At 61.6% G+C, this 26,637-nt stretch carries 27 protein-coding genes and 1 pseudogene; 17 read left to right on the top strand and 11 right to left on the bottom strand.

Features of this window, described 5'->3' with window-relative positions; translation table 11 throughout:
* Positions 1 to 11 precede the first annotated feature (11 nt).
* From AC4PS7_RS27350 to AC4PS7_RS27335, 4 genes are all read right to left on the bottom strand, one after another.
* A complete protein-coding gene (locus tag AC4PS7_RS27350) occupies positions 12 to 3,539 on the bottom strand; it encodes a molybdopterin cofactor-binding domain-containing protein (RefSeq protein WP_457243846.1) in 3,528 nt (1,175 codons plus the stop codon).
* Between the two features lie 5 nt (positions 3,540 to 3,544).
* A complete protein-coding gene (locus tag AC4PS7_RS27345) occupies positions 3,545 to 4,027 on the bottom strand; it encodes a (2Fe-2S)-binding protein (protein WP_010210646.1) in 483 nt (160 codons plus the stop codon).
* A gap of 173 nt (positions 4,028 to 4,200) precedes the next feature.
* Positions 4,201 to 4,635 carry a MarR family winged helix-turn-helix transcriptional regulator gene (locus AC4PS7_RS27340; RefSeq protein WP_010210647.1) on the bottom strand — a complete coding sequence of 145 codons (435 nt, stop codon included), beginning with the start codon at positions 4,633 to 4,635 and terminating at the stop codon, positions 4,201 to 4,203.
* Between the two features lie 151 nt (positions 4,636 to 4,786).
* Complete coding sequence (locus tag AC4PS7_RS27335; protein ID WP_042571190.1) at positions 4,787 to 5,839, bottom strand: 2,5-dihydroxypyridine 5,6-dioxygenase; 1,053 nt, start codon at positions 5,837 to 5,839, stop codon at positions 4,787 to 4,789.
* Positions 5,840 to 6,147: 308 nt separating this feature from the next.
* Between AC4PS7_RS27335 and AC4PS7_RS27330 the strand changes: the two genes are divergently transcribed.
* The 6 genes from AC4PS7_RS27330 to AC4PS7_RS27305 all read left to right on the top strand — a co-directional run bounded on the left by AC4PS7_RS27330 (position 6,148) and on the right by AC4PS7_RS27305 (position 12,226).
* Entirely contained in the window at positions 6,148 to 7,281 is a 1,134-nt protein-coding gene (locus tag AC4PS7_RS27330; protein WP_010210651.1) for an FAD-dependent monooxygenase, read from the top strand.
* Complete coding sequence (locus AC4PS7_RS27325) at positions 7,278 to 8,075, top strand: alpha/beta fold hydrolase (RefSeq protein ID WP_010210654.1); 798 nt, start codon at positions 7,278 to 7,280, stop codon at positions 8,073 to 8,075. The genes AC4PS7_RS27330 and AC4PS7_RS27325 overlap by 4 nt, the downstream gene beginning before the upstream one ends.
* A 14-nt stretch (positions 8,076 to 8,089) precedes the next feature.
* Positions 8,090 to 8,842 (top strand): maleate cis-trans isomerase family protein, encoded by a 753-nt coding sequence (locus tag AC4PS7_RS27320; protein WP_010210656.1) that lies wholly within the window; start codon positions 8,090 to 8,092, stop codon positions 8,840 to 8,842.
* Between the two features lie 13 nt (positions 8,843 to 8,855).
* On the top strand, positions 8,856 to 9,488 hold the full coding sequence (locus tag AC4PS7_RS27315; RefSeq protein WP_044287083.1) for an N-carbamoylsarcosine amidohydrolase: 633 nt from the start codon (positions 8,856 to 8,858) through the stop codon (positions 9,486 to 9,488).
* Positions 9,489 to 9,810: 322 nt separating this feature from the next.
* Positions 9,811 to 11,121 carry an MFS transporter gene (locus AC4PS7_RS27310; protein ID WP_010210658.1) on the top strand — a complete coding sequence of 437 codons (1,311 nt, stop codon included), beginning with the start codon at positions 9,811 to 9,813 and terminating at the stop codon, positions 11,119 to 11,121.
* Positions 11,122 to 11,149: 28 nt separating this feature from the next.
* On the top strand, positions 11,150 to 12,226 hold the full coding sequence (locus AC4PS7_RS27305; protein ID WP_010210660.1) for a nucleoside hydrolase: 1,077 nt from the start codon (positions 11,150 to 11,152) through the stop codon (positions 12,224 to 12,226).
* Positions 12,227 to 12,290: 64 nt separating this feature from the next.
* Here AC4PS7_RS27305 and pdxR read toward each other — a convergent pair whose 3' ends face one another.
* On the bottom strand, positions 12,291 to 13,718 hold the full coding sequence (gene pdxR, locus AC4PS7_RS27300) for a MocR-like pyridoxine biosynthesis transcription factor PdxR (protein ID WP_492179840.1): 1,428 nt from the start codon (positions 13,716 to 13,718) through the stop codon (positions 12,291 to 12,293).
* Positions 13,719 to 13,849: 131 nt separating this feature from the next.
* Here pdxR and AC4PS7_RS27295 point away from each other — a divergent pair, with 131 nt between their 5' ends.
* From AC4PS7_RS27295 to AC4PS7_RS27280, 4 genes are read left to right on the top strand one after another with little or no spacing between them, the layout of a single operon-like run.
* Positions 13,850 to 14,323: a carboxymuconolactone decarboxylase family protein gene (locus tag AC4PS7_RS27295; protein WP_010210663.1), complete on the top strand. Its 474-nt coding sequence runs from the start codon at positions 13,850 to 13,852 to the stop codon at positions 14,321 to 14,323.
* Positions 14,320 to 14,760: a GNAT family N-acetyltransferase gene (locus AC4PS7_RS27290; protein WP_042571192.1), complete on the top strand. Its 441-nt coding sequence runs from the start codon at positions 14,320 to 14,322 to the stop codon at positions 14,758 to 14,760. Before AC4PS7_RS27295 ends, AC4PS7_RS27290 begins: the two co-directional genes overlap by 4 nt.
* Positions 14,757 to 15,350 carry an FMN-dependent NADH-azoreductase gene (locus tag AC4PS7_RS27285; RefSeq protein ID WP_010210671.1) on the top strand — a complete coding sequence of 198 codons (594 nt, stop codon included), beginning with the start codon at positions 14,757 to 14,759 and terminating at the stop codon, positions 15,348 to 15,350. Before AC4PS7_RS27290 ends, AC4PS7_RS27285 begins: the two co-directional genes overlap by 4 nt.
* Before the next feature lie 59 nt (positions 15,351 to 15,409).
* On the top strand, positions 15,410 to 16,561 hold the full coding sequence (locus AC4PS7_RS27280) for a MalY/PatB family protein (protein WP_154846834.1): 1,152 nt from the start codon (positions 15,410 to 15,412) through the stop codon (positions 16,559 to 16,561).
* Positions 16,562 to 16,750: 189 nt separating this feature from the next.
* On the opposite strand, the gene AC4PS7_RS27275 is transcribed toward AC4PS7_RS27280, so the two are convergent.
* On the bottom strand, positions 16,751 to 16,966 hold the full coding sequence (locus tag AC4PS7_RS27275) for a TOBE domain-containing protein (protein WP_060752785.1): 216 nt from the start codon (positions 16,964 to 16,966) through the stop codon (positions 16,751 to 16,753).
* A 317-nt stretch (positions 16,967 to 17,283) separates the two neighbouring features.
* Here AC4PS7_RS27275 and AC4PS7_RS27270 point away from each other — a divergent pair, with 317 nt between their 5' ends.
* The 3 genes from AC4PS7_RS27270 to AC4PS7_RS27260 are packed head-to-tail and all read left to right on the top strand — an operon-like array spanning position 17,284 to position 19,785.
* A complete protein-coding gene (locus AC4PS7_RS27270) occupies positions 17,284 to 18,240 on the top strand; it encodes an aliphatic sulfonate ABC transporter substrate-binding protein (RefSeq protein WP_154846835.1) in 957 nt (318 codons plus the stop codon).
* Positions 18,241 to 18,250: 10 nt separating this feature from the next.
* Positions 18,251 to 19,072: an ABC transporter permease gene (locus AC4PS7_RS27265; protein ID WP_069673099.1), complete on the top strand. Its 822-nt coding sequence runs from the start codon at positions 18,251 to 18,253 to the stop codon at positions 19,070 to 19,072.
* The gene (locus AC4PS7_RS27260) at positions 19,069 to 19,785 is read left to right on the top strand and encodes an ABC transporter ATP-binding protein (RefSeq protein ID WP_069673100.1); all 717 of its coding nucleotides are present in this window, start codon (positions 19,069 to 19,071) and stop codon (positions 19,783 to 19,785) included. Before AC4PS7_RS27265 ends, AC4PS7_RS27260 begins: the two co-directional genes overlap by 4 nt.
* A 37-nt stretch (positions 19,786 to 19,822) precedes the next feature.
* Here AC4PS7_RS27260 and AC4PS7_RS27255 read toward each other — a convergent pair whose 3' ends face one another.
* The 4 genes from AC4PS7_RS27255 to AC4PS7_RS27240 form a co-directional block, all read right to left on the bottom strand.
* On the bottom strand, positions 19,823 to 20,749 hold the full coding sequence (locus tag AC4PS7_RS27255; protein WP_045792209.1) for a FecR domain-containing protein: 927 nt from the start codon (positions 20,747 to 20,749) through the stop codon (positions 19,823 to 19,825).
* Positions 20,746 to 21,264, bottom strand: coding sequence for a sigma-70 family RNA polymerase sigma factor (locus AC4PS7_RS27250; protein WP_010210683.1), 519 nt, complete (start codon positions 21,262 to 21,264; stop codon positions 20,746 to 20,748). The genes AC4PS7_RS27255 and AC4PS7_RS27250 overlap by 4 nt, the downstream gene beginning before the upstream one ends.
* Before the next feature lie 113 nt (positions 21,265 to 21,377).
* A complete protein-coding gene (locus tag AC4PS7_RS27245) occupies positions 21,378 to 22,109 on the bottom strand; it encodes a DUF4365 domain-containing protein (protein WP_052489896.1) in 732 nt (243 codons plus the stop codon).
* Between the two features lie 151 nt (positions 22,110 to 22,260).
* The gene (locus tag AC4PS7_RS27240) at positions 22,261 to 22,890 is read right to left on the bottom strand and encodes an LbetaH domain-containing protein (RefSeq protein WP_010210684.1); all 630 of its coding nucleotides are present in this window, start codon (positions 22,888 to 22,890) and stop codon (positions 22,261 to 22,263) included.
* Between the two features lie 113 nt (positions 22,891 to 23,003).
* Between AC4PS7_RS27240 and AC4PS7_RS27235 the strand changes: the two genes are divergently transcribed.
* Both AC4PS7_RS27235 and AC4PS7_RS27230 read left to right on the top strand, forming a co-directional pair.
* The gene (locus AC4PS7_RS27235; RefSeq protein ID WP_010210685.1) at positions 23,004 to 23,969 is read left to right on the top strand and encodes a threo-3-hydroxy-L-aspartate ammonia-lyase; all 966 of its coding nucleotides are present in this window, start codon (positions 23,004 to 23,006) and stop codon (positions 23,967 to 23,969) included.
* A complete protein-coding gene (locus AC4PS7_RS27230; protein WP_021491966.1) occupies positions 23,966 to 24,346 on the top strand; it encodes a RidA family protein in 381 nt (126 codons plus the stop codon). Before AC4PS7_RS27235 ends, AC4PS7_RS27230 begins: the two co-directional genes overlap by 4 nt.
* Here AC4PS7_RS27230 and AC4PS7_RS27225 read toward each other — a convergent pair.
* Entirely contained in the window at positions 24,334 to 24,960 is a 627-nt protein-coding gene (locus AC4PS7_RS27225) for a helix-turn-helix transcriptional regulator (RefSeq protein WP_492179839.1), read from the bottom strand. The genes AC4PS7_RS27230 and AC4PS7_RS27225 overlap by 13 nt on opposite strands.
* A gap of 70 nt (positions 24,961 to 25,030) precedes the next feature.
* Between AC4PS7_RS27225 and AC4PS7_RS27220 the strand changes: the two genes are divergently transcribed.
* Together AC4PS7_RS27220 and AC4PS7_RS27215 are read left to right on the top strand one after the other, a co-directional pair.
* Positions 25,031 to 26,128, top strand: coding sequence for a DSD1 family PLP-dependent enzyme (locus AC4PS7_RS27220; protein WP_021491965.1), 1,098 nt, complete (start codon positions 25,031 to 25,033; stop codon positions 26,126 to 26,128).
* Positions 26,129 to 26,414: 286 nt separating this feature from the next.
* Positions 26,415 to 26,637, top strand: a pseudogene (locus AC4PS7_RS27215) (ribonucleotide-diphosphate reductase subunit beta); the annotation flags it as partial.

Raw genomic sequence — 26,637 nt, 5'->3', positions numbered from 1 at the left:
GCGTTGAACGATCAGTGCGTACCGGGGTTGGCGCGCAGGTGGGCAACCTTCTGTTCCAGCCCCTTCCACTGCGGCGCATTCGGCGCAAATTGCGCGCGCAGATACGCCGCCAGATCCGCCACCTGGCTATTGGACAAACTGTCCTTGAACCCCGGCATGTAACCCAGATCCTGGGTCGCCGGTTTGCTGATGCCTTGCAGAATCACCTTGATCAAATTATCCGGCTGGTCGCTGTGCACGTTGGTGTTGGTGGCCAACGACGGGCTCACCCCAAACAGTTTCGGTCCCAGGCCATCCGCATGGCAGGCCTTGCATGCACCTTCGAACACCCGACGGCCATCGGGATTCGGCACATTGGCCGCCGTAACCGCCGGGGCCTCGGCCGCCGCATCACCCTTGAGCGACGCCAGGTACACCGCCATCGCACGGATATCCGCCTTGGGCAGTTTCGACAACTCACTCACCACCGGCCCCATCGGGCCCGCTGCCACGCCATGGGCATCGGAATACCCGGTGCTCAGATAGGTAAACAGTTGGTCCTCGGTCCACGGCGTCGACGCCTTGGACAAGCCGTTGAGGGCCGGAGCCTCCCAGCCATCAACCGTACCACCGGCGAGGAACGACTTGCCGCCCTTCTCCGCTCCCGTCAGGTTACGCGGCGAATGGCAGGCGGCGCAGTGGCCCAGGCCGTTGACCAGATAGTTGCCGCGGTTCCATTGTTCGCTGCGCTCAGGCTGCGGCGAGATCTCGCCACGCCGCAGGTTCAGGGCATTCCAACCTGCCATCAACGGCCGGATATTGAACGGAAAGCGCATGGCATTCGGCGTCGGCGCCTGGCTCACTGGCACCTGGGACATCAGGTAGGCATACAGCGCCTGCATGTCCGCCTCATTGATATTGCGAAACGCCGTATAGGGAAACGCCGGGTACAGGTTGCGCCCGTCTCGACCAATGCCGTCACGCATCGCTCGCTCGAACGCCGGGTATGACCAGGCGCCGATCCCGGTCTTCACATCCGGGGTGATATTGCTGCTGTACAGCGTGCCGAACGGCGTCTGCATCGCCAGCCCACCGGCATTGGTCGCGCCACCAGGCGCCGTATGGCACACCGCGCAATCGCCCACCGCCGCCAGCAACCGCCCGCGCTCCAGGGTCGCCTTGGACCAGGTGCCGGCGCTGGGTGGCGCTATCGGTGGAATTTCAGCGTGGAACGGCCAGGCCGTCGCCAGCACCGCGCCCAAGGTGGCAAACAGTGCGCCGAACCACCACTTCCGGCGTTTCTCAGGCGACTTGGCTGGCTCGCCCAGGGTGCCCGCATTCAATGCTGCCAGCACGCGTTCCGGGGTGATCGGCAGCTCGCGAAAACGGATGCCGGTGGCGTCATAGATCGCGTTGGCAATCGCCGCCGCACTGGGTACCGAGGCCGACTCACCGGCGCCCATGGGCGGCTGGTCCTGGCGCGGCATCATCATCACGTCGATCTTTGGCACTTCGGGGAACGTCAGGATCGGATAACCGCCCCACTCCTTACTCGCCACCGTCGACTCTTCAAACGTCACCCGCTCCTTCAACACACGGCTGGTGGACTGGATCACATTGCCGTGGATCTGATGCTGCACCCCGTCTGGGTTGATCATCATTCCCGAGTCATGCCCGATCACGACGCGGGTCACCGACACATCGCCGGTCTGCTTGTCGATCGCCACATCCGCCACCCACGCCGCCCAGGCCGCGCCGAAACCGGGGAACTTGCTGTGAATGTAACGCGCGTAGGCAAAGCCACGGCCACGCAGCAGATGGTCGTCGCTGGCGGTTTGCATCGGTGCGGTGCGCGGCGTCCAGTTGGCACGTTCGGCGGTGGATTTCACCAGGTCTATGGCGCGCTCGTCCTTGAGGTAGCGCAGGCGGTATTCCACCGGATCGACGCCAGCGGCGAAGGCCAGTTCATCGATATAGGACTCGTGGGCAAAGGTGTTGGGCAAGGCCGATACGCCACGCATCCATGAGGCGCGCACGATGGGCGCCATGTCGTTGATGGTCACGCGCATAGTGTCGATGTCATAGGGCGGAATCGAGGTGCGGTCGCCCATTTCGAACATCGCCGCCACCGGTTCCACACGTCCCGTCAGCAGCAATGCCAAAGTCGGTGCGCCATTGGACGGATAGCTGGTCTCAAAGTCGTAGGCGGCGATGCTGCCGTCGGCGTTGAGGCCACCGTCGACATCCATCAATTGTGCAGTGCCCTTGGGCTCCCACAGGTGTTCCTGTTCGCGGGTCAATTGCACGCGCACTGGTTTGCCGACGGCACGGGAGAGCAGCAAGGCATCGGCACACACATCGTCGGCGCAATTGCGCCCGTAACAACCGGCGGCCTCCATGCGAATCACATCGATCAGCGCTTCATCACACGCCAACAACCACGCCAAGTCGGCCCGTAACAGGTGCGGGTTCTGGCTGCCCGACCACACCCGGCTGCCGGCTGGCGAGTAATCCGCCACACCGCAGGAGGGGCCGATCGACCCGTGCATCTGGTACGGCCAGAGATAACTGCGCGGCATGCGTTGGCTCGCGCCCGCCAGGGCTTCGTCGACATTGCCCTGATCCAGCACGGTGCGGCGTACGCGGGGATTGTCGCGGATAGCCTGTTCGACATCCGTCATGTCCGGTAACCCGTGGTTCCAGGGTTTCCAGTGCACCTGCAATTCACTGGCGGCCTTGACGGCCTGCTCTTCACGCAGTGCAACCACGCCGACAAAATCCCGGATCACCACCACCGCGACGATGCCGGGGATATGGGCTATAGACGATTCATCCACACTCAACAGGCTGTTGCCGACAAAGTCGCCGCAATCGAGCCCTGCGTACGGTGGACGAATGACCCGGCCATGGAGCATGCCCGGCACGCGCATATCGTGCACGTAAGTCAGCTCGCCAGTGGCTTTGCCGGGGATATCCACCCGAGCAGCGCCCTTGCCCACCAGGCGATAGTCCTCGATGGGTTTCAGCGGCGCATCACCGCTGATGCGCAATTGGTCATGCTGGCCGCTGACCAGTTCAGCATACGTCGTGGTACGCCCGTCTGCAGCGTGGATGACGCCGGCGTCGACCTTGAGGCTGGCAGTGCTGACACCCAGGCGCCCCGCCGCCCGCGCCAACAGGAAACGCCGCGCTTCGGCTGCCGCATTACGCAAGGGCACCGCTGATATCTGCAGGGTCGCACTGGCAATGGTTGCCCCCTGGTTGGGCACGCGCTCGGTATCGCCGAGCACCATCTTTACCTGCTCCATCGTCAGGTCCAGCTCTTCGGCGACGATCTGTGCCAGCGAAGTGCGGATACCGGTGCCCAGGTCCACATGACCATTGAACGCGTACACCAAACCATCATCGTTCACCGCAATAAACAGCCCCAGCTCCTTGGGCTTCACCGTAGGCGTGCCGCCCTTGGCCACCGGCCCCGAAGGCGGCAGGACATCGTCGATGATCAACAAAACGCCGGTCTTGGCCAGCCACTGGTCACGGGAAAGGGAAGTGTCGGTCATGGTCATCAATCCACAGTCATCAGGCGGGCCGCACGCAACACCGCGCGCAGGATTTCGATATGGGTGCCGCAACGGCAGAGGTTGCCCGACAGCTCGTTGCGCACCTGCGCTTCGCTGGGGTTGGGGTTGCGGTCGAGCAAGGCCTTGGTGGTCATGATCATGCCGTTGAGGCAGTAGCCACATTGCGCGGCCTGCTCATCGATAAAGGCTTGTTGTACCGGGTGCGGCGCGTCGCGCGTGCCCAGGCCTTCAAGGGTGACAATCTCGCGGCCTACGGCCCCCGACAGCGGAAACACGCAGGAACGGGCCGCCACCCCATCGATGATCACGGTGCAGGCACCGCACTCCCCCAGGCCGCAGCCGTATTTGGGGCCATTGAGTTCCAGGTCATTGCGCAGCACCAGCAACAGCGGTGTGTCCGCCATGGCGCTGACGTCGCTTTTTCGCCCGTTGACTTCAAGCGTTACCGTGATGTGCTGGCTGATCATTCGCTTCGCCCGTAACAGTTGGTGAAGTAGGCACTACATGAAATAGTCAAAAAAAAGCGTCGCGGACCTGAGGTCTCACGACACACTTGACTGATGAAGTGGCTACTGCATCAACTCAGAGCAAATTCGGTGCCATATTCCTGTTTCACCCCCTTCTGCGGGGGTGTGGCATGTCAGTCCTGCGGGTCGTCGATCATCTTGCGCAACAGGAACAGCACCGCGACCCTTTCGGCCGGGTTGAGATTGCTCATGGTCAATTCGCTGATCTGCGCGGCGCGCGGCGCGGTCTGGGCGACCAGTTCGGCGCCTGCCGGGGACAGGTCGACCACCACTTTGCGTTTATCCTGCGGGTCGGGTTCCAGGCTAATCAATTCCTTGGCCTTGAGGCGCTCGACGATACCGCGAATGGTCGCCTGATCCACGGCAGTGGCCTTGACCAGTTCCGTCAGGGAGCTTGCACCGTGATCGCGCAGTGCACACAAGGTGACGAACTGCACGGCGGTGAGCTGCGAGTCGCCGACATTCTGCTGAAAGATCGCCAGGTGGCGCTGGTAGGCCTTGCGCAGCAGGTGGCCAACTTGTTCAGAAAAGACGTAGGAATCAGGCACGGCGGGGCTCGGTGAGTGGCTGGCGATGGGGAAGCATGATGGCGGGCTTGCTGAACGGACTCAAGGCAATCGCTGAAGAAACCCTATCAAAATGTGGGAGCTGGCTTGCCTGCGAGCGCCCTCGCAGGCAAGCCAGCTCCCACATGGATGTTCAGCGAGCCAGGGATTCCACGGGGGCAACCACATCCCCTGCAATCACCACCGCTTCATCATCCAGGTACACATCGCAATGACGCAGCGGAATATCCATATGGCACGGCGTCTTGCGCGTCCCGCCCACCTCGGTGTTCGGCCCGGTAGAGAACAGGAAATTGCCATAGAACGCCCGCGCATCCATGCACATGCCGTCGTTCTTGTCATGCAAGCCCATGGCCGTCCACTGTGCCCGTGGTTGCAGGCCCCAGCCGATATGGGAAATGCCGTACACCTCGGGATCGTTGAAGTACTTCATGTAATCACGCAGGTATTCGGCCTCGAAACCACCGTGGATCTTGGTAATGAAGCCCTTCTCGATCTCCAGGGTGATCTTCTCGCGGGTGTAGGTCTTGAACGGCAGCAAAATGTCGCCGATGTCCAGCACCAGCACGCCCTCGGCGGTTTCTTCGTTGGGCCAGGAGAACAGGAAGCCACTCGGCCAATGATCCCAGCGTCCAGGCTCGTCGGCAAAACCGTATTCCGTCACTGACGGGTATTGCCCCAAGGCGGCGCGGAAGTCGCTGCCAGCGCGGGACTTTACGTGAATCGAACGCGCCTTTTTCAGCAACTGCTCGGCCGCCAGCACGCGCACTTTGTCCGCTTCGGTGGGCAGCATGCGCGCCAGTACTTCCGGCGGTTCCACCGCCAGCAGAATGCGCGTGCCGGTCTTGAGAATCTGTTCCTGCTCCGGCGAGTGCAGCAGCATCATGGTGTCGACGATCAAGTCGGCGGCCTCCAGGGCACGCTGGGCGGCGATATTGCCGGTGAGCGCGGTGTCGCCGCAGTAGGCGGTCATGTCGTTGCCCATCGCCCTGGGGTGGTTGAACGACGGCAACTCCACCGCATACACCTTGGCTCCCAAGCGCTGCGCGGCGTCCATCGCGGCTCGCACGGTGCGGGGGTCCGAGTAATGGCTCTTGAGCACGGCGACGCTCTGGGTCGGGTCGACCTTGGACAACTTCAACACGTGCTCAAACATCTGGGTCAGTTCGCAATCGCTTACCGGCATTTTCCTGTCTCCTGTGGGCCTGCACCAAGCTCAGGCAGCACGCCTCACTCTAGTGCATTTTTTATAGCGTATACGCCATTTAATAACGATAAGACCCGAATTACAGTCAGACTGCAAGCGGCGCGCAAAAACGTTACCTATCGAAACATACCCAGTATTTACAGACACAATAACGTTACACAGGACAATTATGGCCAAAAAATAAATTTGCGAAGGCGGGCTTCCCATTTTAAAAAATGAGCGTATACACTTTAAAAACCTTGCGAACAGACGCCGCCGAAAATCAAAAAGAGAGAGGAACACGCCCCATGGGAAGCACTCAGAAAATCGCCATCGTCGGCGCGGGCCTGGGCGGCGCCGCCGCTGCCACCCTGCTACAGCAAGCCGGCTTCGACGTTGATGTCTATGAGCAAGCGCCGGAGTTTTCCCGGTTGGGCGCGGGGATCCACATGGGCCCCAACATCATGAAAATCTTCCGCCGCATGGGCATCGAAAAGCAGCTTGACCTGATGGGCTCGCACCCCGAGCACTGGTTCAGCCGCTGCGGAGAAAGCGGCGACTACCTGTCACGCATCCCCCTCACCGGCTACGGGGCGTCCTACATCACCGTGCACCGTGGCGACCTGCATGCGCTGCAGATGTCCACCCTCAAGCCCGGCACCCTGCACTTCAACAAACGCTTGGAAAGCCTTGAGGAAACCGACACCCAGGTACGCCTGACCTTCGCCGACGGTCAGGTGACTTACGCGGACATCGTGATCGGCGCCGACGGCATCAACTCCAAGATCCGCGAAGTACTGCTGGGCGTGGAAAAGCCGCTGTACAGCGGCTGGGTCGCGCACCGTGCGCTGATCCGTGGCGACCAGCTCGCCAAATACGACCTGAAGTTCGAAGACTGCATCAAGTGGTGGACCGAAGACCGCCACATGATGGTCTACTACACCACCGGCAAGCGCGACGAGTACTACTACGTGACCGGTGTGCCCCATGCCGAATGGGACTTTCAGGGCGCGTTCGTCGACAGCAGCCGCGAAGAGATGTTCGACGCCTTCCAGGGCTACCACCCCACCGTCCAAGCCCTGATCGAATCCACCGAAAGCGTGACCAAGTGGCCGTTGCGCAATCGCAATCCGTTGCCACTGTGGAGCCGTGGCCGCCTGGTGTTGCTCGGCGATGCCTGCCACCCGATGAAGCCGCACATGGCCCAGGGCGCCGGCATGGCCATTGAAGACGCCGCCATGCTCACCCGCTGCCTGCAGGAAACCGGCATCAGCGACTACCGCACAGCCTTTGAACTCTACGAGGCCAACCGCAAGGAGCGCGCGTCGCGCGTGCAGGCCGTGTCCAACGCCAATACCTGGCTGCGCACCCAAGAAGATCCGGCCTGGGTCTATGGCTATGACCTGTACGCCCAGGAACTGAAATCGGGGGTGGCCGCGTGAGTACCTTTCTCTACGGCGCCAACGTGCAGGCCAACGGTATTCGTCAGCACTACCTGCGTTATGGCGGCAAGGGCCCGGCGCTGATCCTGATCCCCGGTATTACCAGCCCGGCAATCACCTGGGGTTTTGTCGCCGAGCGCCTGGGGGCGCAGTTCGACACCTACGTGCTGGATGTGCGCGGTCGCGGCCTGTCCTCGACCGGTCCCGAGTTGGATTACAGCGCGGACACCTGCGCCGAGGACATTGGTGCCTTCGCCGATGCGCTGAACCTGGACAGCTACCACCTGATGGGCCACTCCATGGGGGCACGCTTTGCCGTGCGCAGTGCCGTCAAACACCCTGAAGGGGTGAAGCGCGTGGTGCTGATTGACCCTCCGGTCTCCGGTCCGGGCCGACGCGAATACCCGAGCAAGCTGCCATGGTACGTCGACTCCATCCGCCAATCCCTGGTCGGCATGGACGCGGAGGCGATGCGCGCCTTCTGCGCCACGTGGACACCGGCACAACTGCAACTGCGCGCCGAATGGCTGCACACCTGCTACGAACCCGCCATCGTGCGAGCCTTCAATGACTTCCACGCGGTGGACTTCCACCACGACCTGCCCCACCTCAAGGCCCCTGCCCTGTTGATGGTGGCCGGACGCGGCGGCGTGATCCTCGATGAAGACATTGCCGAGATCCAGGACCTGCAACCCGGCATCCAGGTCGCCCGCGTGCCGAACGCAGGACACATGATTCCGTGGGATGACCTCGACGGTTTCTTTCTCGCCCTCGGCGATTTCCTCGAACAATAACAATGGAGAGCACCATGCAGAAGCCTTACCGCATCGGCCAGATCGTGCCGAGTTCCAACACCACCATGGAAACCGAGATCCCGGCGATGCTCACCGCGCGCCAGGCGATCCGTCCCGAGCGCTTCACCTTTCACTCCAGCCGCATGCGCATGAAGCAAGTACGCAAGGAAGAACTGGCGGCCATGGACGGCGAGTCCGACCGCTGTGCCGTCGAGCTGTCCGACGCCAAGGTCGATGTGCTGGGCTACGCCTGCCTCGTAGCGATCATGGCCATGGGCCTGGGCTATCACCGCAACTCCGAACAACGCCTGCGCAAAGCCACGGCCGACAACGACGCCAACGCCCCGGTAATCACCAGCGCCGGCGCCTTGATCGAAGGCCTGAAAGTGATGGGCGCCAAGCGTATCGCGATTGTCGCGCCGTACATGAAACCGCTGACCGAGTTGGTGGTGAACTACATCCGCGAAGAAGGCTTCGAGGTGGTGGATTGGCGCGCCCTGGAGATTCCCGACAACCTCGAAGTGGCCCGCCACGACCCGGCCAACCTGCCGGCCATCGTCGCCGGGATGAACCTGGAAGGCGTCGATGTGATTGTGCTGTCCGCCTGCGTGCAGATGCAGTCGCTGCCGGTGGTGGCCAAGGTCGAGGCGCAAACCGGCAAACCGGTACTCACCGCCGCCATTGCCACCACCTACGCGATGCTCAAGGCCCTGGACCTGGAACCCATCGTTCCCGGTGCCGGCGCCCTGCTCTCCGGCGCCTACTGAGGGAAGTGAAACGATGAGCGAACAATCCGCCGACGCCAACTACCAGGGCGTGTGGGGCAACCGCATCGGCTTTGGCAAGAAAGCCGCGCTGCTGATGATCGACTTCATGCAGGGCTACACCACCGAAGGCGCGCCGCTGTTCGCGCCGGGTGTAGTCACGGCCGTGGCCGAAAGCGTGGAACTGCTGGCCACCGCGCGCCTGCACGGGATTGCAGTGGTGCACACCAATATCCGCTACCATCCCGGCCATTTCGTCGATGGCGGGATCTGGGTGAAAAAAGCCCCGGTGATGAAAGACATGGTCGAAGGCAACCCACTCGCCGCGTTCTGTGCCGAGGTGTTGCCACTGGACGAGGAAGTCGTCATCACCAAACAGTACGCCAGTGCGTTTTTCGGCAGCAGCCTGGCGCCGATGCTGCATGCACAGAGCATCGACACCGTGGTGCTGGCAGGCTGTTCCACCAGCGGCTGCATCCGCGCCACGGCGGTGGATGCGGTGCAACACGGGTTTCGCACCATCGTCGTGCGCGAATGCGTCGGCGATCGACACCCCGCGCCCCATGAAGCCAACCTGTTCGATATCGACAGCAAATATGGCGATGTGGTGAGCAAGCAGGAGGCGATGCGCAAGTTCAGGGAGCAATAAGACGTTATTAAGAACTGCGCCATAGAGCGCGGTCTTGCACAAAACTGAGGCCCGGCCTTGGAACGCATTCAAATGTGGCAACCGATCCCTGTGGGAGCCGGTCTGGCCCGCGATGCAGACGCTGCGGTGTATCAGTGACACCGCGCCGATGCCATCGCTGGCCAGCCAGTACCTACCTAAGCCCGGTTTCCCTATGGATCGCCTCCAACAGGCCCTCCTCAGTCTTCTGACACTGCCTTTGGAAGTCGCTTCTACAGCACTCCGAAGTGCTGGAACAAAAGCGGCTGTATAAAAACCATAAGTCACCGCCAGGAGACACCCAATGCCCATTGCGAATGCAGCGCCCGCGACCACCGTCGCCGACCCGGTCAACACGCTTTACCACAAGATCACCTGGAAGCTGATTCCCTTCCTGTGCTTCTGCTACCTGGCCGCCTACCTGGACCGCATCAACATCGGCTTCGCCAAACTGCAGATGCTCGACCAATTACAGTTCAGCGAAACCGCGTTCGGTCTCGGTGCCGGGCTGTTCTTTGTCGGTTATATCCTGTTCGAAGTACCGAGCAACCTGGTGCTGGAGCGGGTCGGCGCAAAGATCTGGATCGCGCGCATCATGATCACCTGGGGCCTGCTCTCGGCCTGCACCATGCTGGTCACCTCCACCACCCAGTTCTACATCCTGCGTTTTCTGCTCGGCGCTGCCGAAGCGGGCTTTTTGCCGGGTGTCCTGTACTACCTGACCACTTGGTTTCCCACCCACCGACGCGGGCGCATCATTGCGCTGTTCATGATCGGCCTGCCGCTCTCCAGCGTGATCGGTGGCCCACTGTCCGGCTGGATCATGGGCCACTTCGACCACATGGGCGGCCTGCGTGGCTGGCAGTGGCTGTTCCTGATCGAAGCGGTGCCCAGCGTCTTGCTTGGCGTGCTGACCTTCTGGGCCCTGCCCAACACCTACCAGCAAGCCAAATGGCTGTCGGATGAGGAAAAGGCCCTGCTGGACACCGAACTGCGCAAGGACGATGCCGAAGGCTCCGCCAGCAAGCACAGCTTCCGCGACGGCTTCTTCAACCTCAAGGTATGGATGCTCGGCGGTATCGACTTCTCGATCCTGCTCAGCGCCTACGCCATGGGCTTCTGGATGCCGACCTTCATCCGCAACGCCGGGGTCACCGACACGTTCCATATCGGCGTGCTCACCGCCTTGCCAAGCGTCGCCGCCCTGCTCGGCATGCTGCTGATCGGCGCCAGCTCGGACAAACACCGCGAACGCCGCTGGCACATCATCGTGCCGTTTTTCATCGGCGCGGCGGCCATGGCCACGAGCACCTTCTTCACCCATAACGTGGTGGCCACGGTGGTGCTGTTCGCGATTGCTTCGGCGGCGATCATCGGCGCTGTGCCGGTGTTCTTCAGCCTGCCGGCGACCTTTCTCAAAGGCACCGCGGCGGCCACCGGCTTTGCCCTGGCCTGTTCGGTGGCGAATATCGCCGGCCTGGTCAGCAACTCATTGATGGGCGTTGCGATCGACGTCACAGGCAGCAGCGCCGGTGCCTTGTGGTTTTTCGCGGGCTGCCTGATCCTCAGCAGCTTCCTGGTCATCGCCTTGCCGGCGAAACTGGTGAACCGTTGATAACAACAATTTTTTCGGAAGACTCACCATGCAAGGCTTCTTGAAACGCTGTGCGCTGCTTGTTGCGGTCGGTCTGTGTGCCGGCACCGCGCAGGCGGCGGAAAAGGTCATCTTCGATACCGATTTCAACGTACTCAACGATGACGGTCAGGCCTTCATCATGCTTGCCCAGTTGCATGCGCAAAAACGCATCGAGCTGCTGGGCATGACCCTGGTCAGCGGCAACGCCTGGGTCGATCAGGAGCAGGTCGACGCCCTGAAGGCCGTGGAACGCATGGGCGTGGATAAAGAGGTCGGCGTCTACTCCGGCGCCGCCTACCCGCTGCTGCACGACTACGCCACCTACGAGGCAGAAAAAGCGCTGTTCGGCTCCGGCTGGCCGGGGGCGTTCAAAAACCCGCGCCCCACATCACCCTCACAATTGGTCGCACCACCGGACGGCCTGGCCACCCACACGAAACTGCGCAAGGAGGCCGCCGCGCAGTTCATTGTCGACAGCGTGCGCGCCAACCCGCACCAGGTGACGATCCTCGCCGTCGGCCCGCTGACCAACGTCGCCCTGGCGATTCGTTCGGCGCCGGATATCGTGCCGCTGATCAAACGCATCGTGTACATGGGCGGCGCCCTGGAAATTCCGGGCAATACCACGCCGGCGGCGGAGTTCAACTGGTGGTTCGACCCGGAGGCGGCGAAGATCGTGTTGCGCTCGCCGATCGAACACGTGATTTTCCCCAATGATGTGTGCGAGAAAGTCACCTTCGACAAAACGGTGTACCAGCGCGTGATTGCACAGAAAGGCGCGATTGCCGACCTGTACACGCATGAGTTCGGGCCGTTGTTCGACAAGGACCCGAGCTACCACAGCTTCACCTGGGACAGCTTGCCGGCGCTGTACCTGGTCAACCCTGGGATCGTCACCGAATCCCGCGAGCTGTGGGTGGATGTGGACGCCACGTTTGGCGCGGACTACGGTCGCGCACTGGGCTACCCGAAAGGCGCGCCCGTCGGCACGCAGAAGGCCAAGGTGGTGTTCGGGGTGGACCAGAAGAAATTCTGGGATGGCTACGTCAACCTTGTGACCCTGCCGACACCGGTCAAGCACTGACCGGTTGCGCGCTCCCACCGTGCGTGGGAGCGCTGTTCTCGCAACCTGCCAGCGCGGGGCCGCCTTAGAGCCGACCGATTCTTTCTGACGAACCCGCCCCTACAGTAGCCGTTGTTACCAGAGGAACGGATAGATACTCAGCAATCACCGCATGCAAAACCTGAGCAACCACCACAGCGTCCGAAGCAGAAGCCACATTCGTGAACCCCATCAACACACCCTGCCCCTGCCCACCTTCCAACGTCCAGGCAGACAACGCCTTAACCCCCAACCCCGCCCGCTCAGCCGCCTCAGCCACCGCCCAATCCGGCACATCCACCACCAACCGCGCCAGCAAATTAATCCCTCCCGCTTGCTCATCCACCCGCAAGAACGCTCCGCAATGCAGCCGCAACGCCTCCACCAGATACCCCCGACGCTGCGCATACAACTGCCGCATCTTCTTCAAATGCCGAGTGAAATGCCCCTGCTCCAAAAAGTCCGCTGCGGTCAATTGCAACAACTGCGCACTCCGCTGTTGCAACACCCGAGCCCCCTGCTCAAACCTAGCCAGCAGCGCCGCGGGCACCACCAGATACCCCAACCGCAACCCCGGAAACAGCATCTTGCTGAAACTCCCGGCATAGATCACCCGATCATCCCCATCCTGACGCTTGAGTGCCGCCAATGGCTGCCCGCGATAGCGAAACTCACTGTCGTAGTCATCTTCCACCACCCAACTGCCCTGCTCCCGCGCCCACGCCAGCAACGCCCGTCGCCGCGCCGGGCTCAGCGCAACACCCAGCGGGCTCTGGTGCGCCGGTGTGACAACCGCCAACCGTGCCTCACGTCCGCGCGAAATACCCTGCTCAACATCCAGCCCATCACGGTCCACCGGTACCGGCACCAGCTCCACACCCTGATGAATCAACAACTGGCGCGCATGCAGATACCCAGGGTCTTCAAACCAGCACCGCTGCCCTGCCATCGCCAATGCTTCACACACCAGCGTCAGGCCCCCCGCGTATCCGGCACACACAAACACCTGTTGCGGCGTGCACTCCACGCCCCGGTACAACGCCAGGTAGCTGGCTATCGCCACACGCAGCGCCTGGGTGCCGCGCTCATCTCCCATCGCCAGGCTGTTCGCGTCGGTGCGGCGCACTTGCTGGGTCACCAGCCGCGCCCACAGCTTGCGAGGGAAAGCATCCAAGGCCGGCAGGCCCATTTGCAGCGGCAGAGGGCCCGAAGTCACTGGCAACGCAGCTGGCATGGGTTTCACCGACACCTGCGGCAGCGCCTCGGCAATCACCGTCCCCGCCTGCCTGCGCGCTTCGAAAAAGCCCTCGCTGACCAGCAACTGATACGCCGCCTCCACCGTGCCTCGCGCCACCTTGAGTTCCTGCGCCATCGCCCGCACCGAGGGCACGCGCTCGCCGGGGCGCAACTGGCCCTGATCGATGGCCTGGCGAAAGCGTCGGTAGATTTCCTGGTATTTGGGCAGTGACGACATCTCGATTGGCTCGACGGGAAGACAGCACGGAGTCTGATCATGTCCCAACCCACTTGTCCAATCATGCCCCTGTCCGCCCAGCCGACCCACCATGAAAATGGCGCATCCCTTCACCGTCACAAGGATCGCCCATGAACCACCGACTCGATTACGCCCAGGCCGCGCCCGCCGGCTACAAAGCCCTGGGTTCGGTGCACAGTTACATCCACGGCTGCGGCCTGGAAAAAGAACTGATCGACCTGGTGTACCTGCGCGTCTCGCAACTCAATGGCTGCGCTTATTGCCTGGACAGTCACTCCCGCGACTTGCTCAAGCTCGGCGTGAGCCTGGAAAAAATCATGCTGTTGGCCGCCTGGCGCGAAGGTCTGCCGCTGTTCACCCCACGTGAACGTGCCGCCCTGGCTTGGGCCGAGGTGGTCACCCCGGTGGCGCAAACCCAGGTGCCGGATGCTGACTATGCAGACGTCGCGGCGGCATTCAGTGAGAAGGAAATCGCCGACCTGACCCTGGCCATTGCCTTGATGAATGCCCTGAATCGCGTCGCCATCAGCTTTCGCAAAGTACCGGCGGCGGTCAAGGCACACCTGGAGAACCAAAAACCATGAATGAACATGTCGAATTTGCCCAGATGGAAACCCAGGCCGATCTGATTGCCAGCTTCGCGGTGATGCAACAGCTGCGCCCTCACCTCACCGACGCCACGGCGTTTGCCGAGCAAATCCAGCGCCAACGGCAAAACGGCTACCGCCTGCTGGCCGCACGCGAAAATGGCAACGTGATGGGTCTGGCCGGCTACCGGTTAACCGAAAACACCCTGTACGGCCGATTTATCTACGTGGATGACCTGGTGGTAGACGCCACATTGCAACGGCGGCGCCTGGGTGAACAACTGCTGGACCGGGTGCGCGAGGAATCCCGCGCCCGTGGCTATCGCTGGCTGGTACTGGACACCGGCATGCATATGGCCCTGGCCCAGCGCTTCTATTTCCGCCAGGGCCTACTGCCCCTGGGCATGCACTTTTCCCAGGACCTGAGCCAATGACCCGGGCCCTGCTCCTCAGTTTCAGCCCCCACGGCAAGGCCGCGCAGACCTTCAAACTGGCCCGTGCACTGTTGCGCGACCTGGTCCCCGACGCCGAGGTGACCGAGCGCGACTATGGCAGCCAAGCACTGCCACCCTTGACCCGTGAATATGCCAACGCGCTGACCACACCCGGCGGACTCGGCAGCAGCGCCACGGCACTCTCGGAACAATTGATCGTTGAACTGGAGGCCTGCGACCTGCTGATCCTGTGCACTCCCGTGCATAATTTCACCGTGCCGGCGGCGCTCAAGACCTGGATCGACCATGTGGTGCGCATCCAGCGCAGTTTTACGGTGAATGAACAGTTCGCCAAAGTCGGCTTGCTGCAAGACCGGCGCACCTTTGTGCTGGTCAGTTCGGGTAACGCCCGCAAGGGTCATGAACCGGATTTTCTGACGCCGTACATGAGCACCATCCTGTCTACAGTGGGCATTCACGCGGTGGATTTCGTCTACCTGCCGGCCATGGTGCGCGGTGAAGAAGCCGTCAATCGCGCCCTGGAACAGGCACACCGGCAACTTGCGGTGGCAATCAGCTCTGGCCTATAAAAATAATGGCGCTAGAATCAGCGCCATTCCTGCACCTGACGCCTTGATACGAGCCCCCCATGAGCTTTGATTTCGACACGATCCACCCCCGCTTCGGCACCGGCAGCACCAAGTGGAGCCGCTACCCGCAAGACGTGCTGCCAATGTGGATCGCCGACATGGACATCGCCGCCCCACCCGCCGTGCTGCAAGCCCTGCACGCGCGCATCGACCAGCAGGTGCTCGGCTACAGTGTCGCCGGGCCGGATGTACGTGAAGCGATCATTGCCGACCTGTGGGCCAAGTACGCCTGGCGCGTGCAGCCGGATGAACTGCTGTTCCTGCCTGGCGTCGAGCCGGGTTTCAACATGGCGCTGCACGCGTTTGTCCAGCCGGGCCAGCCGGTGGTGCTGCAAACCCCCAACTACCGGCCGATCCGTCTGGCACCAGGCCACTGGAACCTGCCGCGCATCGAAGTGCCCTTCGAGCAGGTCAACGGCGAATACCTCACGCCCATGCCCGCGATGCGCCAGGCATTGACCGGCGCCGGCGCGCTGTTGCTGAGCAACCCGCATAACCCCATGGGCAAAGTCTTCCCCCGTGAAGAACTGCTGGCCGTGGCCAACGCCTGCCTGGAAAACGGCGCGCTGATCATCTCCGACGAAATCCACGCCGAACTGTGCTTCGACGGCCGTCGCCACATTCCCACCGCCAGCCTCAGTCCCGAGATCGCCCAGCGCACCATCACCCTGATGTCGGCCAGCAAGGCCTACAACGTCGCCGGTCTCAAGACGTGCTTCGCGGTGATCCAGAACGCCGAGATCCGCGAACGCTTCAACAATGCCCGTTGCGGCATGGTCGACAGCGTCAGCCCTCTGGGCCTGGAAGCTACCCGCGCGGCCTACAGCCAGTGCAATGATTGGCTCGACGCGCTGGTGCAGTACTTGCAGTCCAACCGCGACTACCTGCTCGACGCCGTGCAAACCCGCCTGCCTGGCGTGGTGATGCACGCACCGCAAGGTACTTACCTGGCCTGGCTGGATTGCAGCGCCCTGGGCCTGGACGATCCGCAGCAGTTTTTCCTGGAACAGGCCAAGGTCGGGTTGAGCGCCGGTATCGAGTTCGGTGATGACAGCCAGCAGTTCGTGCGCCTGAACTTCGGCTGCCCACGGTCGATGCTGGAAGAAGGCCTGCAACGCATGGAACGCGCCCTGCGCAACCGTCAGGCCTGACTCACAACTGTTCGCAACGAGTGCCGCACCCCTGCTGTTACTGTTTTTGCCGGCCGCCGCAACCGGCTACAGCAGAGGTTCCAAGGCACGCCGATGTTCAACCTGGAGGTGGCGGCCACACACCCGAGCCTCACCCACCAGGGGACTCAGGCCTGAAAAAGTCCAAGGCTTGCACCTATCAAGGTGTACTCACAACTTGGCGATGGACACTTCTGTCGATTTTACGAAGGCAATCACTTCACTGCCTACTTTCAACTCCAGATCACGCACCGAGCGGGTGGTGATTACCGAAGTGACAATGCCGGACGCGGTCTGTACGTCGATTTCCGACACCACTTCCCCCTGCAGAATTTCCTTGATCACGCCCTTGAATTGGTTGCGCACGTTGATCGCTTTAATGGTCATGTCGGCTTTCCTTTTGGTTGTTGGGTCAATCCGCACGAATGCCCAGGCCCTCAAAATGCGCCATCGACCAGAACATTAAAAGGAATATATAACTCTTTATTTATTCTTTATGGATATATGCGAACTGTTGCACCACCGACAGTGGATCAACAGTTTGCCTTCTCCCGCTACAACCACATTTCCCTAAAGCCCCGGAAACACACGTACAGGCTAGATGGCACAGAGACTGCATATTCCTGAAAAGCATGATGGAACATGCCATTTAATTTTTCTGAATATAAGAAAGCCTTCTCTCAATGCCTTGCCGGAGCTGTTCCATGAAACCCTTCACCCAACGCTTACTCGGCGCATGCGCCCTCGCCCTGTGCCTGCAACCACTGGCCCATGCCGCTGAAACCGACCCCGCTGAAGTCAATCTCGACTACGCCTATTACTCGCCCGTCAGTCTGGTGCTCAAGCACTTCGGCTGGCTGGAACAGGCCCTGCCGCACTCCAAGGTGGGCTGGGTATTGAGCCAGGGCAGCAACCGTTCCCTGGAATACCTCAACAGTGGCGGCGTGGATTTCGCCTCTTCCGCCAGCCTGTCTGCCGTGCTCAGTCGCGCCAATGGCAGCCCGATCAAGTCGGTGTACGTCTATAGCCGCGCCGAATGGACCGCTCTGGTGGTGCGCAAGGATTCGCCGCTCAAGAGCGTCACCGACCTGAAAGGCAAGAAAATCGCCGCCACCAAAGGCACCGACCCGTACCTGTTCACCCTGCGCAGCCTGCAAAAAGCCGGGCTGAAAAAGGACGATGTGGAACTGGTGCACCTGCAACATCCGGACGGTCGTACCGCCCTGGAAAAAGGTGACGTGGACGCCTGGGCCGGCCTCGACCCGCACATGGCCGCCAGTGAAATCCAGGCCGGTTCGCGCCTGCTGTACCGCAACAAGGACTTCAACAGCTACGGCGTGGTCAGCGTCACCGAGCAGTTCGCCAAGGCGCATCCGCAGACCATCACCAAAGTACTCGGCGCGTATGAAAAGGCCCGCGATTGGGCGGTGAAGCACCCGGATGAATTCGCCAAGCTGCTCGCCGACGAATCCGGCCTGCCGTTGGAAGTGGCCAAGCTGCAACTGTCGCGTACCGACCTGAGCACACCCTTCCTGAGCAGCAAGGACGTGGTGTCGTCAAAGGCGGCCGCACCGATCCTGGTGTCCGAAGAACTGGTGCGCAAAGGCGTGAACGTGGACCAGGTGATCGACCAGTTGATCGACACCTCGTTCGGCCACTAAGGAGCGCGTGATGACCAGCAAAACCCAAGCATTGCCCCTGGTCGAGCCGGTGGCGATCAATCGCAGTGCCTGGCCGAGGCGGCTCAAGGGCCTGGTGTTGCCGGTGCTGATCCTGCTGGTGCTGGAGGTGGTGGTTCGAGTGGGTTGGTTGCCGTCGTACCAGATGCCGGCGCCCAGTGAGATCGCCGTGACCCTCACGGACCTCGCCGAAGGCTCACTGTGGAAACACATCAGTGCCAGCCTGGGCCGGGTGCTGCTGGGCTTTGCCATCGGTGCCAGCCTGGCGCTGGTGTTTGCCGCCTGGGTGGGCTTGAGCCGTGAGGCCGAAGCCTACCTGGAACCGACTTTCGCCGGGCTGCGCTCGATTCCGAGCCTGGCCTGGGTGCCGCTGTTGCTGCTGTGGCTGGGCATCGACGAGACCTCGAAGATCGTGCTGATCGCCATCGGCGCGTTCTTCCCGGTGTACCTCAATGGTGTCGCCGCCATCCGCGACATCGATCGCAAGCTGGTGGAAGTCGGGCAAATGTACGGCTTCAGTCGGTGGCGCCTGGTGCGTCGCATCCTGTTGCCGGCCGCCCTGCCTGGCCTGTTCACCGGGTTGCGCAGTGGCTTGAGCCTGGCGTGGATGTTTCTGGTGGCGGCCGAGCTGATCGCGGCCACCAAAGGCCTGGGTTACTTGCTCAGCGACGGGCGCGAGACCTCGCGGCCGGATATCGTGTTGGCGGCAATCATCGTGTTGGCGTTGCTGGGCAAGGTCAGCGATGGCCTGCTCGCCACGCTGGAAAAGCGCTGCCTGGCCTGGCGCGATACGTTCCAGGGAGCAGGACAATGAGCGTGCAGCCACTGTTGGACATTCATGTAGCGCGTAAAAGCTTCGCCCGCACCACCGTGCTGAAAGACGTGCGCCTGGCCCTGCAACCTCGGGAGGCCGTGAGCATGCTGGGCCCCAGCGGCTGTGGCAAAAGTACCCTGCTGCGAATCGTTGCTGGCCTGGAAAAGGACTTTCAGGGCGAACTGCGCAGCCCCGATGGCGAAGTCGCCTTTGTGTTCCAGGAACCTCGGCTGATGCCCTGGCTCACGGTGGAGCAGAACATCGGTTTCAGCGATGACAAGCACTACGACAAGGCCTGGGTCACGCAACTGATCGAGGAAGTCGGCCTCAAGGGATTTGCCCAGGCGTTGCCCAAGGCATTGTCCGGCGGCATGGCGCAACGGGTGGCGATTGCACGCGGACTGTATTCACGCCCGCAGGTGTTGCTGCTGGACGAACCCTTCAGTGCGGTGGATGCATTCACCCGCATGAAGCTGCAGGACCTGCTGTTGCAACTGGCCAAACACCACGCGATCGCCTTGCTGCTGGTGACCCATGATGTGGACGAGGCGCTGTACCTGAGTGACCGCGTGCTGGTGATGGATAACCGTCCGAGCAGCATTCGCCAGGAACTCGCCGTGGACTTGCAGCACCCCAGGGACCGGCGTGACCCGGTGCTGGCGCAACTCAAGGCACTGTCCTTGACCGAGCTGCAACGCGCCCACGTTATCTGATATCGCCTTTTTGGCTGCACCCCATTGAAGGGGGGTGTCAGGCCAGGGATTTGCGCGGTGTGAGGGTGACCCAATAGCGCGTGCGTGCGTGCAACTCCAGCCCCAACGTCGAGGCCAGCAGGTTGAGGATGCGGTCGGTGTCGTCCAGGCGAAAACTGCCGGTCACCCGCAACATTTCCAGGCTCGGTTCCCAACGTAACACGCCTGGCCGATAACGCTCGAGGTCCCGCAGGAAGTCACCCAGCGCCTGGTTCTGCGCAGTCAGCACACCGTCGCGCCAACCCAGCTGCACTACATCAAACGGCACCCAGGCCCCCAAGCCGCTGGCTTTCAGCGGCGCTTGCTGCCCGCCCTGCAGTGTCGTCATTTGACCGTTCAGGTCCCGCACCTGGACTGAGCCCTTGAGCACCGACACCAGACAACCGCTGGCCTGCTGCCTTACACACACATCGGCCTGGCTGACGCTCAACTCGCCGTAGCGCGTCCGCACGGTCACCGCCGCCGCGCCGGGTACGTTCAACGCCAACTCTCCGTCCACCAACGTGATGCGTCGCTGCGCCAGGTCCACGTCTACCGCCGTCGCGGTATTGAGCTGCAAGCTGCCGCCGTCGGCCAACGGGATGCGCTTGCGCTCGCCGGTCGCGGTGTGCAGGTCGGCACGCCAAGCCTCGATGGGCAGTTGACGGCTGATCAGCCAGGCGGTCGGCACCAATGCTGCAATTCCCAGGGCGCGCTTGAGCACGGCGCGGCGCCCAGGTTGCGGGCGATCGAGGCTGGCCATCGCCAGGGCCTGGGGCAAGTCGCTGAAACGCTGGCGCAAGGTCTGGGCTTTTTGCCAGGTCTGTTCGTGCTGGGGATGGCTGTCACGCCAATGCTGCAAGGCGGCGTGATCACGCTCGGTGGCGGCGCCGGATTCCAGCAGCGCCAACCACTGCGCCGCGGCGCGGGCAACGTCACGGCTCACAGGTCCACCAGCAGGCAATGTTCGTAAGCCTGGGCCATATAGCGTTTTACCGTGCGCTCCGACACGTCCAGGCGCTCGGCGATGTCCCGATAGCCCAGGCCTTCCAGTTGGCTCCACAGGAACGCACGGCGGACCAGCACCGGCAAGCCATCGAGCAATTCATCCAGGGCTTGCAAGGTTTCCAGCAGCAGCCAGCGTTGTTCGGGCGACGGCACGCAGGCTTCCGGCAGGCTGGCCAAGGCATTCAGATAAGCCTGTTCAAGACTGCGCCGCTGATGGAAATTCACCAGCAGGCGCTTGCCGACCGTCACCAGATAGGCACGCGGCTCCTGCATCTGCGCGATCGGCTGAGCGCTGGCCAGCACACGCAAGAAGGTATCCTGGCTCAGGTCGGCCGCATCCCAGGCATTGCCCAGACGCCGGCGCAGCCAGCTTTCCAGCCAGCTGCGGTGGTCGCGGTACAGGCTCGACAAGGTCAGTTCGGGGGCGTGGGTCGGAACTACAACATCATTCATGGCGAGCGACCTGCGCGGCGCGAGTGAGTCTCAAATGAGATTAATTCTATTTAATATCGCGTCGACACACCATGGTCTTTTCAACATTGCCGCTTTAAACGATCTCTCGCCCGTTAACCATCGCGAGCGTCATTCTCACTGTCCGCCTGGCGATCTAGCTTTCGCGTAAGGGCGTAGCAGAAACCCCAGAGGCGATCTAGTCGATTTCTTTCCAAAGGATCCTGCTGAGCATCCACGTCTTTTTCATAAGCCGTTTCCGCATGCCTGAGTTGGCTTGCCAGCGCTTCAACCAGGGCGCAATGCCCAGGATTTTGATGATAGACGCGTTCAACGCCCACCCCTCGGATTTCTTCGACTGTGCGCCTGGCTGCCTTTAATGCTTGAAAAAATGCGTTGTTGGACCGATTTGCAATCCTCTGCAATCGGCCTTTGCTCGTAGTGCCCAATAGATGCTGAGAAGCATGCAGCGTAAGTCGGTGCTTTCCTTTTCCACCCACTTCAAGATATTCCTGCTCAGAATCAATATACGTCCAAAGAATTGCGTGGCTCTGCAGGCTGACATAACAGAAAATCACAGGAACGCTGGAATTCTTCCAGTACGCCAAGTGTTTCTTTTCAACAAGAAAATTATTAACACCGGGCTTGAAGCTTTTACTCGTGGCCTTAATCTGAATTTTCAACAACTCTCCCGTGGCGTTGTGAGCAGCATTCGTGAACTCATACTCAGCATCAACGCCAAGATCCACGTTTTGCAGCCTGCACGGCCCACCAAACAATTCAATAAATTTCCCGGCAACCAAATACTCGCCTCGATCACCTATTTGCTTTCTGAGCGGATACTTCACTTATTGAAACCTCCTTGTTACAACATGGGAAAATCTGTAATCGTCGGTACAGATTCAAGAAAACCGCAGCTATTCAGCCTCCGACTTAGATTCATGTAGCCACCACCAGCGCCGTCAATCGTCTGGCCCTCGTGGAGGATGATTCCAGCCCTCAAGTGTATGTGTCTGCATTGCTCTCGCAATCAAACACCCGCCCCCGGCCCACGACACTTCCAGCCTTTAGCAGCGCCCCCGGCGCCAACACTGCATTGGCGCCGATCCGACACTGGTCGCCGAGCAACGCGCCAAACTTGTCGCACCCCGTGCGCTGCAAGGTCCCGTCAACCCGTACCCGCACTTCCTTGTCATCGCGCTCGTTGCGGTAGTTGGCAACGATGCTCCCCGCCTCCAGGTTGATCCTATGCCCCAACACCGAATCGCCGACAAAATTGAAGTGCGCCAGCTTGCTGCCGCTGAACATGAACGAGGTCTTCAACTCGGCACCGGGACCGATGATGCAATGCTCATCCAGCCAGCATCCGCCCCGTAGCAGTGAACCACTGGCGATAAAGCAGTGGGCGCCGATGATCAGGGGTGGCTTGAGCAACGCGCCAGCCTCGACGGTGGCGGTACGGTGGATGGCGATTTCATCCTGGATGATGTACTCGTCGGCCGGGAGTCTGGCCAACAACTGGCGAACGACCGCAGGCGCCTGGGTTGCCAGTGCCCAGGGTGTAAGGTCAGCCCATGGCGCAAGGGCGGACCGGGAGAACTGGGCGATGTAGTCGGTGAGTCGAATCAACGTCGAATCCTCTAACGGTCAGAGAAGTTCGAAACGCTAGCATGGACATACGACACTTTACTATTTGTCTTTTTGTGGATATTTTATCCAGCATCAGACAACGAGGTCCGCTCATGCCATCGCCCACTTACCAAGACGTCATCGACGCCGCGCAACGCCTGGAAGGCGTTGCGCACGCGACGCCGGTGTTCACCTCGCGCACCCTCGACGCGCTGACCGGTGCACAGGTGTTCATCAAGTGTGAACACCTGCAACGTGCAGGCTCGTTCAAGTTTCGCGGCGCGTTCAACGCCCTGTCGCAATTTAACCCGCAGCAGCGCAAAGCCGGCGTGGTGGCATTTTCATCCGGCAACCACGCCCAGGGCATAGCGCTGGCGGCGCAGTTGCTGGGCATCCCGGCGACCATCGTGATGCCCACCGATGCACCGGCCGCCAAGGTTGCCGCCACCCGTGAATATGGCGCCAGCGTAGTACTGTACGACCGCTTCACTGAAGACCGCGAGCAGATCGGCCGCAACCTGGCCACTGAACAGGGCCTGACCCTGATCCCGCCCTACGACCATCCGCACATCCTCGCCGGGCAAGGCACGGCTGCCAAGGAACTGCTGGAGTCCACCGGACCGCTGGATGCCTTGTTCGTTGGTCTCGGCGGCGGTGGCATGCTCTCGGGTACAGCGTTGTCGACTCGTGCCTTGTCGCCGGATTGCCTGCTGTATGGCGTGGAACCGGAAGCCGGCAATGACGGGCAGCGCTCGTTTCGCAGCGGCAGCATCGTGCATATCGACACGCCGAAGACCATTGCCGACGGCGCTCAGACCCAGCACCTGGGCAATTACACCTTCCCCATCATCCGTGACAACGTCAACGACATCCTCACCGTGTCGGATGCCGAGTTGGTGGCGGCGATGAAGTTCTTCATGCAGCGCATGAAAATGGTGGTCGAGCCTACTGGCTGCCTGGGCCTGGCGGCCTTGCTCAACGAAGCAGGCCGGTTCAAGGGCCAGCGGGTAGGCATTATCGTCACCGGCGGCAATGTCGATATCGAAAAGTACGCGGCCCTGCTCAGTGAGGCCTCATGAACAGCATCCACACTTCGACGGCTTCCCCGCCCGCCGGGCATTACGCCCAGGCCATCGCCCACGGCGACACGTTGTATATCTCCGGGCAATTGCCGGTCAGCTCGGACGGTCGGCATAACCTGTCGGCGACATTTGCCGAGCAGGCTCGGATCGCCTTGACCAATCTATTGCAAATCCTGAACGCCGCCGGTGGAACGCCGGCGGATCTGGTGAAGGTCACCGTGTATGTGGCCGGCGTTGAGCACTGGCCCGCATTCGACAGGGTCTACGCCGCCGCACTGGGTGAGCACCGCCCTGCCCGCGCCGTAGTGCCGGTGCCCGAACTGCATCACGGCTATCTCGTCGAGATTGAAGCGATAGCGCGTTACTTGGCGTAGGTGTAGACCGCCGCGCGCGAGACGCCCAGGTGCGAGGCCACGGTTTCCATGGCCCGGCGAATATCCAGGCAGCCGGAGTCTTTCAACTCCTGCATGAGTACACGTCGGTCCGCCGCCTTCAGCGCACGCGGGGTGGTGGCCAGGCGCGCTGCGAACTGGTCGATACGCGCACGGATGACATCGGCGCTGGATGGGTCCAGGGATTCGATGAGTTTGTCGCCGCTGACCGAGCCAAACTGCTCCAGCATGCCCTGCAAACCACGGAACAACGAGAGATCGACGTTCATGCATAAGGCCGCCACGTACTCGCCGCCAGCGCCCTTGATGCCGATCGACGTGCTTTTGACCTGGCGGCCGTCGCTGAACTGGTTCTGGTAATTGGCGATGACTTGCGGGTACTCGGGGTCGGCAATGCGCGCAAGGCCCAACTCGGTGGTCGGGTCGCCCGGCGCGCGTCCGGACAGGTTGTTATGGATCGCCAGAATCGAGTGCTGCGGGTCGCGCAAGTCGTGCAGCACCACTTCGCAGAACGGGCTGAAGGTCTTGCTCAAGCCTTCGGCGATCTGTTCGAGCTGGCTGATCAGGTGAGTATCGTTGGGAGAGGTATTTTTCATGCAAGACAACATATCCAGTCCTGGACAGGGCGTCAATTTACACCCTGCCCCTCATTGTGGAGCCCGCACCATGGAGACCCCTGCCGCCTTGATCGACAGCGTGAAAATGCAGCGCAATATCCAGCGCATGCAGCAGCGCGCCGACGCCTTGGGCGTGCAGTTGCGCCCCCATGTCAAAACCCACAAGTGCGCCGAAGTGGTGGCCGCACAAATCGCAGCGGGCGCCAGCGGCATCACGGTGTCGACGTTGAAAGAAGCCGAGTATTTTTTCGCGCTGGGTATCCATGACATCCTCTACGCGGTGGCCATGGCCCCGCACAAACTGCCCCAGGCCCTGACGCTGCGTCGCCGGGGCTGCGGCTTGACGTTGATCACCGACAGCTTGGCCGGTGCCCAGGCGATTATCGATTTTGGCCGCCAGCACGACGAAACCTTTGCAGTGATGATCGAGATCGATTGCGACGGCCACCGCTCCGGGGTCAAGCCGCACGACCCTTTGCTGCTGGACATCGCCCGACTGCTCGGCGACACCCTCACCGGTGTGCTGACCCACGCGGGCGAAAGTTACGGCCTGGATACGCCTGAAGCCCTGCAAGCCATCGCCGAGCAGGAACGCGCCCGTTGCGTCGAGGCGGCCGAGCGAATTCGTGCCGCCGGCCTGCCCTGCGCCGAGGTCAGCGTCGGCTCTACCCCGACCGCACTCTCGGCCGTCAGCCTGGAGGGTGTGACCGAACTGCGCGCCGGGGTCTACGCGTTCTTTGACCTAGTGATGCACAACATTGGCGTATGCAGCACCGATGAACTGGCCTTGAGCGTACTGACCACAGTGATCGGCCATCAGGCAGAAAAAGGCTGGATCATCACGGATGCCGGCTGGATGGCCATGAGCCGGGATCGCGGCACGCAATCGCAGAAAAAGGATTTTGGCTACGGCCAGGTCTGTGATGAGCGTGGTACGCCGATCGAGGGGTTGCTGTTGAGCAGCGCTAATCAGGAGCATGGCGTGGCGCATTTCCAGGGTGTGGATGTGGTCGCCCAATTCCCCTTGGGTACTCGGCTGCGCATCCTGCCAAACCACGCCTGCGCCACCGGAACCCAATTCGGCAGTTATACCGCGGTGTTAGCGAATGGCGACCTACAGGTCTGGGAACGCCTGCGCGGCTGGTGATACACCGGTCACAGCCCGGCTTGGCGGCGATGGTGCCCGCAATGTCCATGCATGGTCCAAGGACCCAGGTGATGATCAGTGAAGATCGATGCCCGCTTGTGTCGTTGACCATCGTCACCACACACCATATAGTGTGCCCACAAACAGAACAGACCACTACATAGTGTGCAGTATCGGTATTTACCGACCACATTATGCGCAGTATTTCAATGCCTAGTAGCCTGCAAATTGCATATTTTTGGACGGGTTCACACGCCGTCAGAACAGATCAGGAAGGAGTATTTCAATGCTGAGTTGGGATGAAGTCGACAACGAAGACACCGGTGCAGCGGTGATCAAGGGCGCCAATGCCGGCCACGCCAGCGAAGCCAACATGGACCGTCTCGACGGTGCCGGCGCCGCCGCCGCGCTGGAAGCCCGTAACGTGACCGCCAACGACTCCGCCGCGATCATCCGCGCCAAGGCCGCCCTGGACAAACTCGACGTCGCCGAAGGCCTCGCCGAGCTGG

It is taken from the genome of Pseudomonas sp. DW-iso3 (assembly GCF_058725305.1).
Note: the sequence above shows the minus strand (reverse complement) of the source record. Positions and strands in the feature narration are given on the sequence as shown.

Coding starts and splice junctions, on each gene's coding strand:
- AC4PS7_RS27350 (WP_457243846.1), bottom strand. CDS start 3,539: ATGACCGACACTTCCCTTTCCCGTGACCAGTGGCTGGCCAAGACCGGC.
- AC4PS7_RS27345 (WP_010210646.1), bottom strand. CDS start 4,027: ATGATCAGCCAGCACATCACGGTAACGCTTGAAGTCAACGGGCGAAAA.
- AC4PS7_RS27335 (WP_042571190.1), bottom strand. CDS start 5,839: ATGCCGGTAAGCGATTGCGAACTGACCCAGATGTTTGAGCACGTGTTG.
- AC4PS7_RS27330 (WP_010210651.1), top strand. CDS start 6,148: ATGGGAAGCACTCAGAAAATCGCCATCGTCGGCGCGGGCCTGGGCGGC.
- AC4PS7_RS27320 (WP_010210656.1), top strand. CDS start 8,090: ATGCAGAAGCCTTACCGCATCGGCCAGATCGTGCCGAGTTCCAACACC.
- AC4PS7_RS27315 (WP_044287083.1), top strand. CDS start 8,856: ATGAGCGAACAATCCGCCGACGCCAACTACCAGGGCGTGTGGGGCAAC.
- AC4PS7_RS27310 (WP_010210658.1), top strand. CDS start 9,811: ATGCCCATTGCGAATGCAGCGCCCGCGACCACCGTCGCCGACCCGGTC.
- AC4PS7_RS27305 (WP_010210660.1), top strand. CDS start 11,150: ATGCAAGGCTTCTTGAAACGCTGTGCGCTGCTTGTTGCGGTCGGTCTG.
- pdxR (WP_492179840.1), bottom strand. CDS start 13,718: ATGTCGTCACTGCCCAAATACCAGGAAATCTACCGACGCTTTCGCCAG.
- AC4PS7_RS27295 (WP_010210663.1), top strand. CDS start 13,850: ATGAACCACCGACTCGATTACGCCCAGGCCGCGCCCGCCGGCTACAAA.
- AC4PS7_RS27290 (WP_042571192.1), top strand. CDS start 14,320: ATGAATGAACATGTCGAATTTGCCCAGATGGAAACCCAGGCCGATCTG.
- AC4PS7_RS27285 (WP_010210671.1), top strand. CDS start 14,757: ATGACCCGGGCCCTGCTCCTCAGTTTCAGCCCCCACGGCAAGGCCGCG.
- AC4PS7_RS27280 (WP_154846834.1), top strand. CDS start 15,410: ATGAGCTTTGATTTCGACACGATCCACCCCCGCTTCGGCACCGGCAGC.
- AC4PS7_RS27275 (WP_060752785.1), bottom strand. CDS start 16,966: ATGACCATTAAAGCGATCAACGTGCGCAACCAATTCAAGGGCGTGATC.
- AC4PS7_RS27270 (WP_154846835.1), top strand. CDS start 17,284: ATGAAACCCTTCACCCAACGCTTACTCGGCGCATGCGCCCTCGCCCTG.
- AC4PS7_RS27265 (WP_069673099.1), top strand. CDS start 18,251: ATGACCAGCAAAACCCAAGCATTGCCCCTGGTCGAGCCGGTGGCGATC.
- AC4PS7_RS27260 (WP_069673100.1), top strand. CDS start 19,069: ATGAGCGTGCAGCCACTGTTGGACATTCATGTAGCGCGTAAAAGCTTC.
- AC4PS7_RS27250 (WP_010210683.1), bottom strand. CDS start 21,264: ATGAATGATGTTGTAGTTCCGACCCACGCCCCCGAACTGACCTTGTCG.
- AC4PS7_RS27235 (WP_010210685.1), top strand. CDS start 23,004: ATGCCATCGCCCACTTACCAAGACGTCATCGACGCCGCGCAACGCCTG.
- AC4PS7_RS27230 (WP_021491966.1), top strand. CDS start 23,966: ATGAACAGCATCCACACTTCGACGGCTTCCCCGCCCGCCGGGCATTAC.
- AC4PS7_RS27225 (WP_492179839.1), bottom strand. CDS start 24,960: ATGAAAAATACCTCTCCCAACGATACTCACCTGATCAGCCAGCTCGAA.
- AC4PS7_RS27220 (WP_021491965.1), top strand. CDS start 25,031: ATGGAGACCCCTGCCGCCTTGATCGACAGCGTGAAAATGCAGCGCAAT.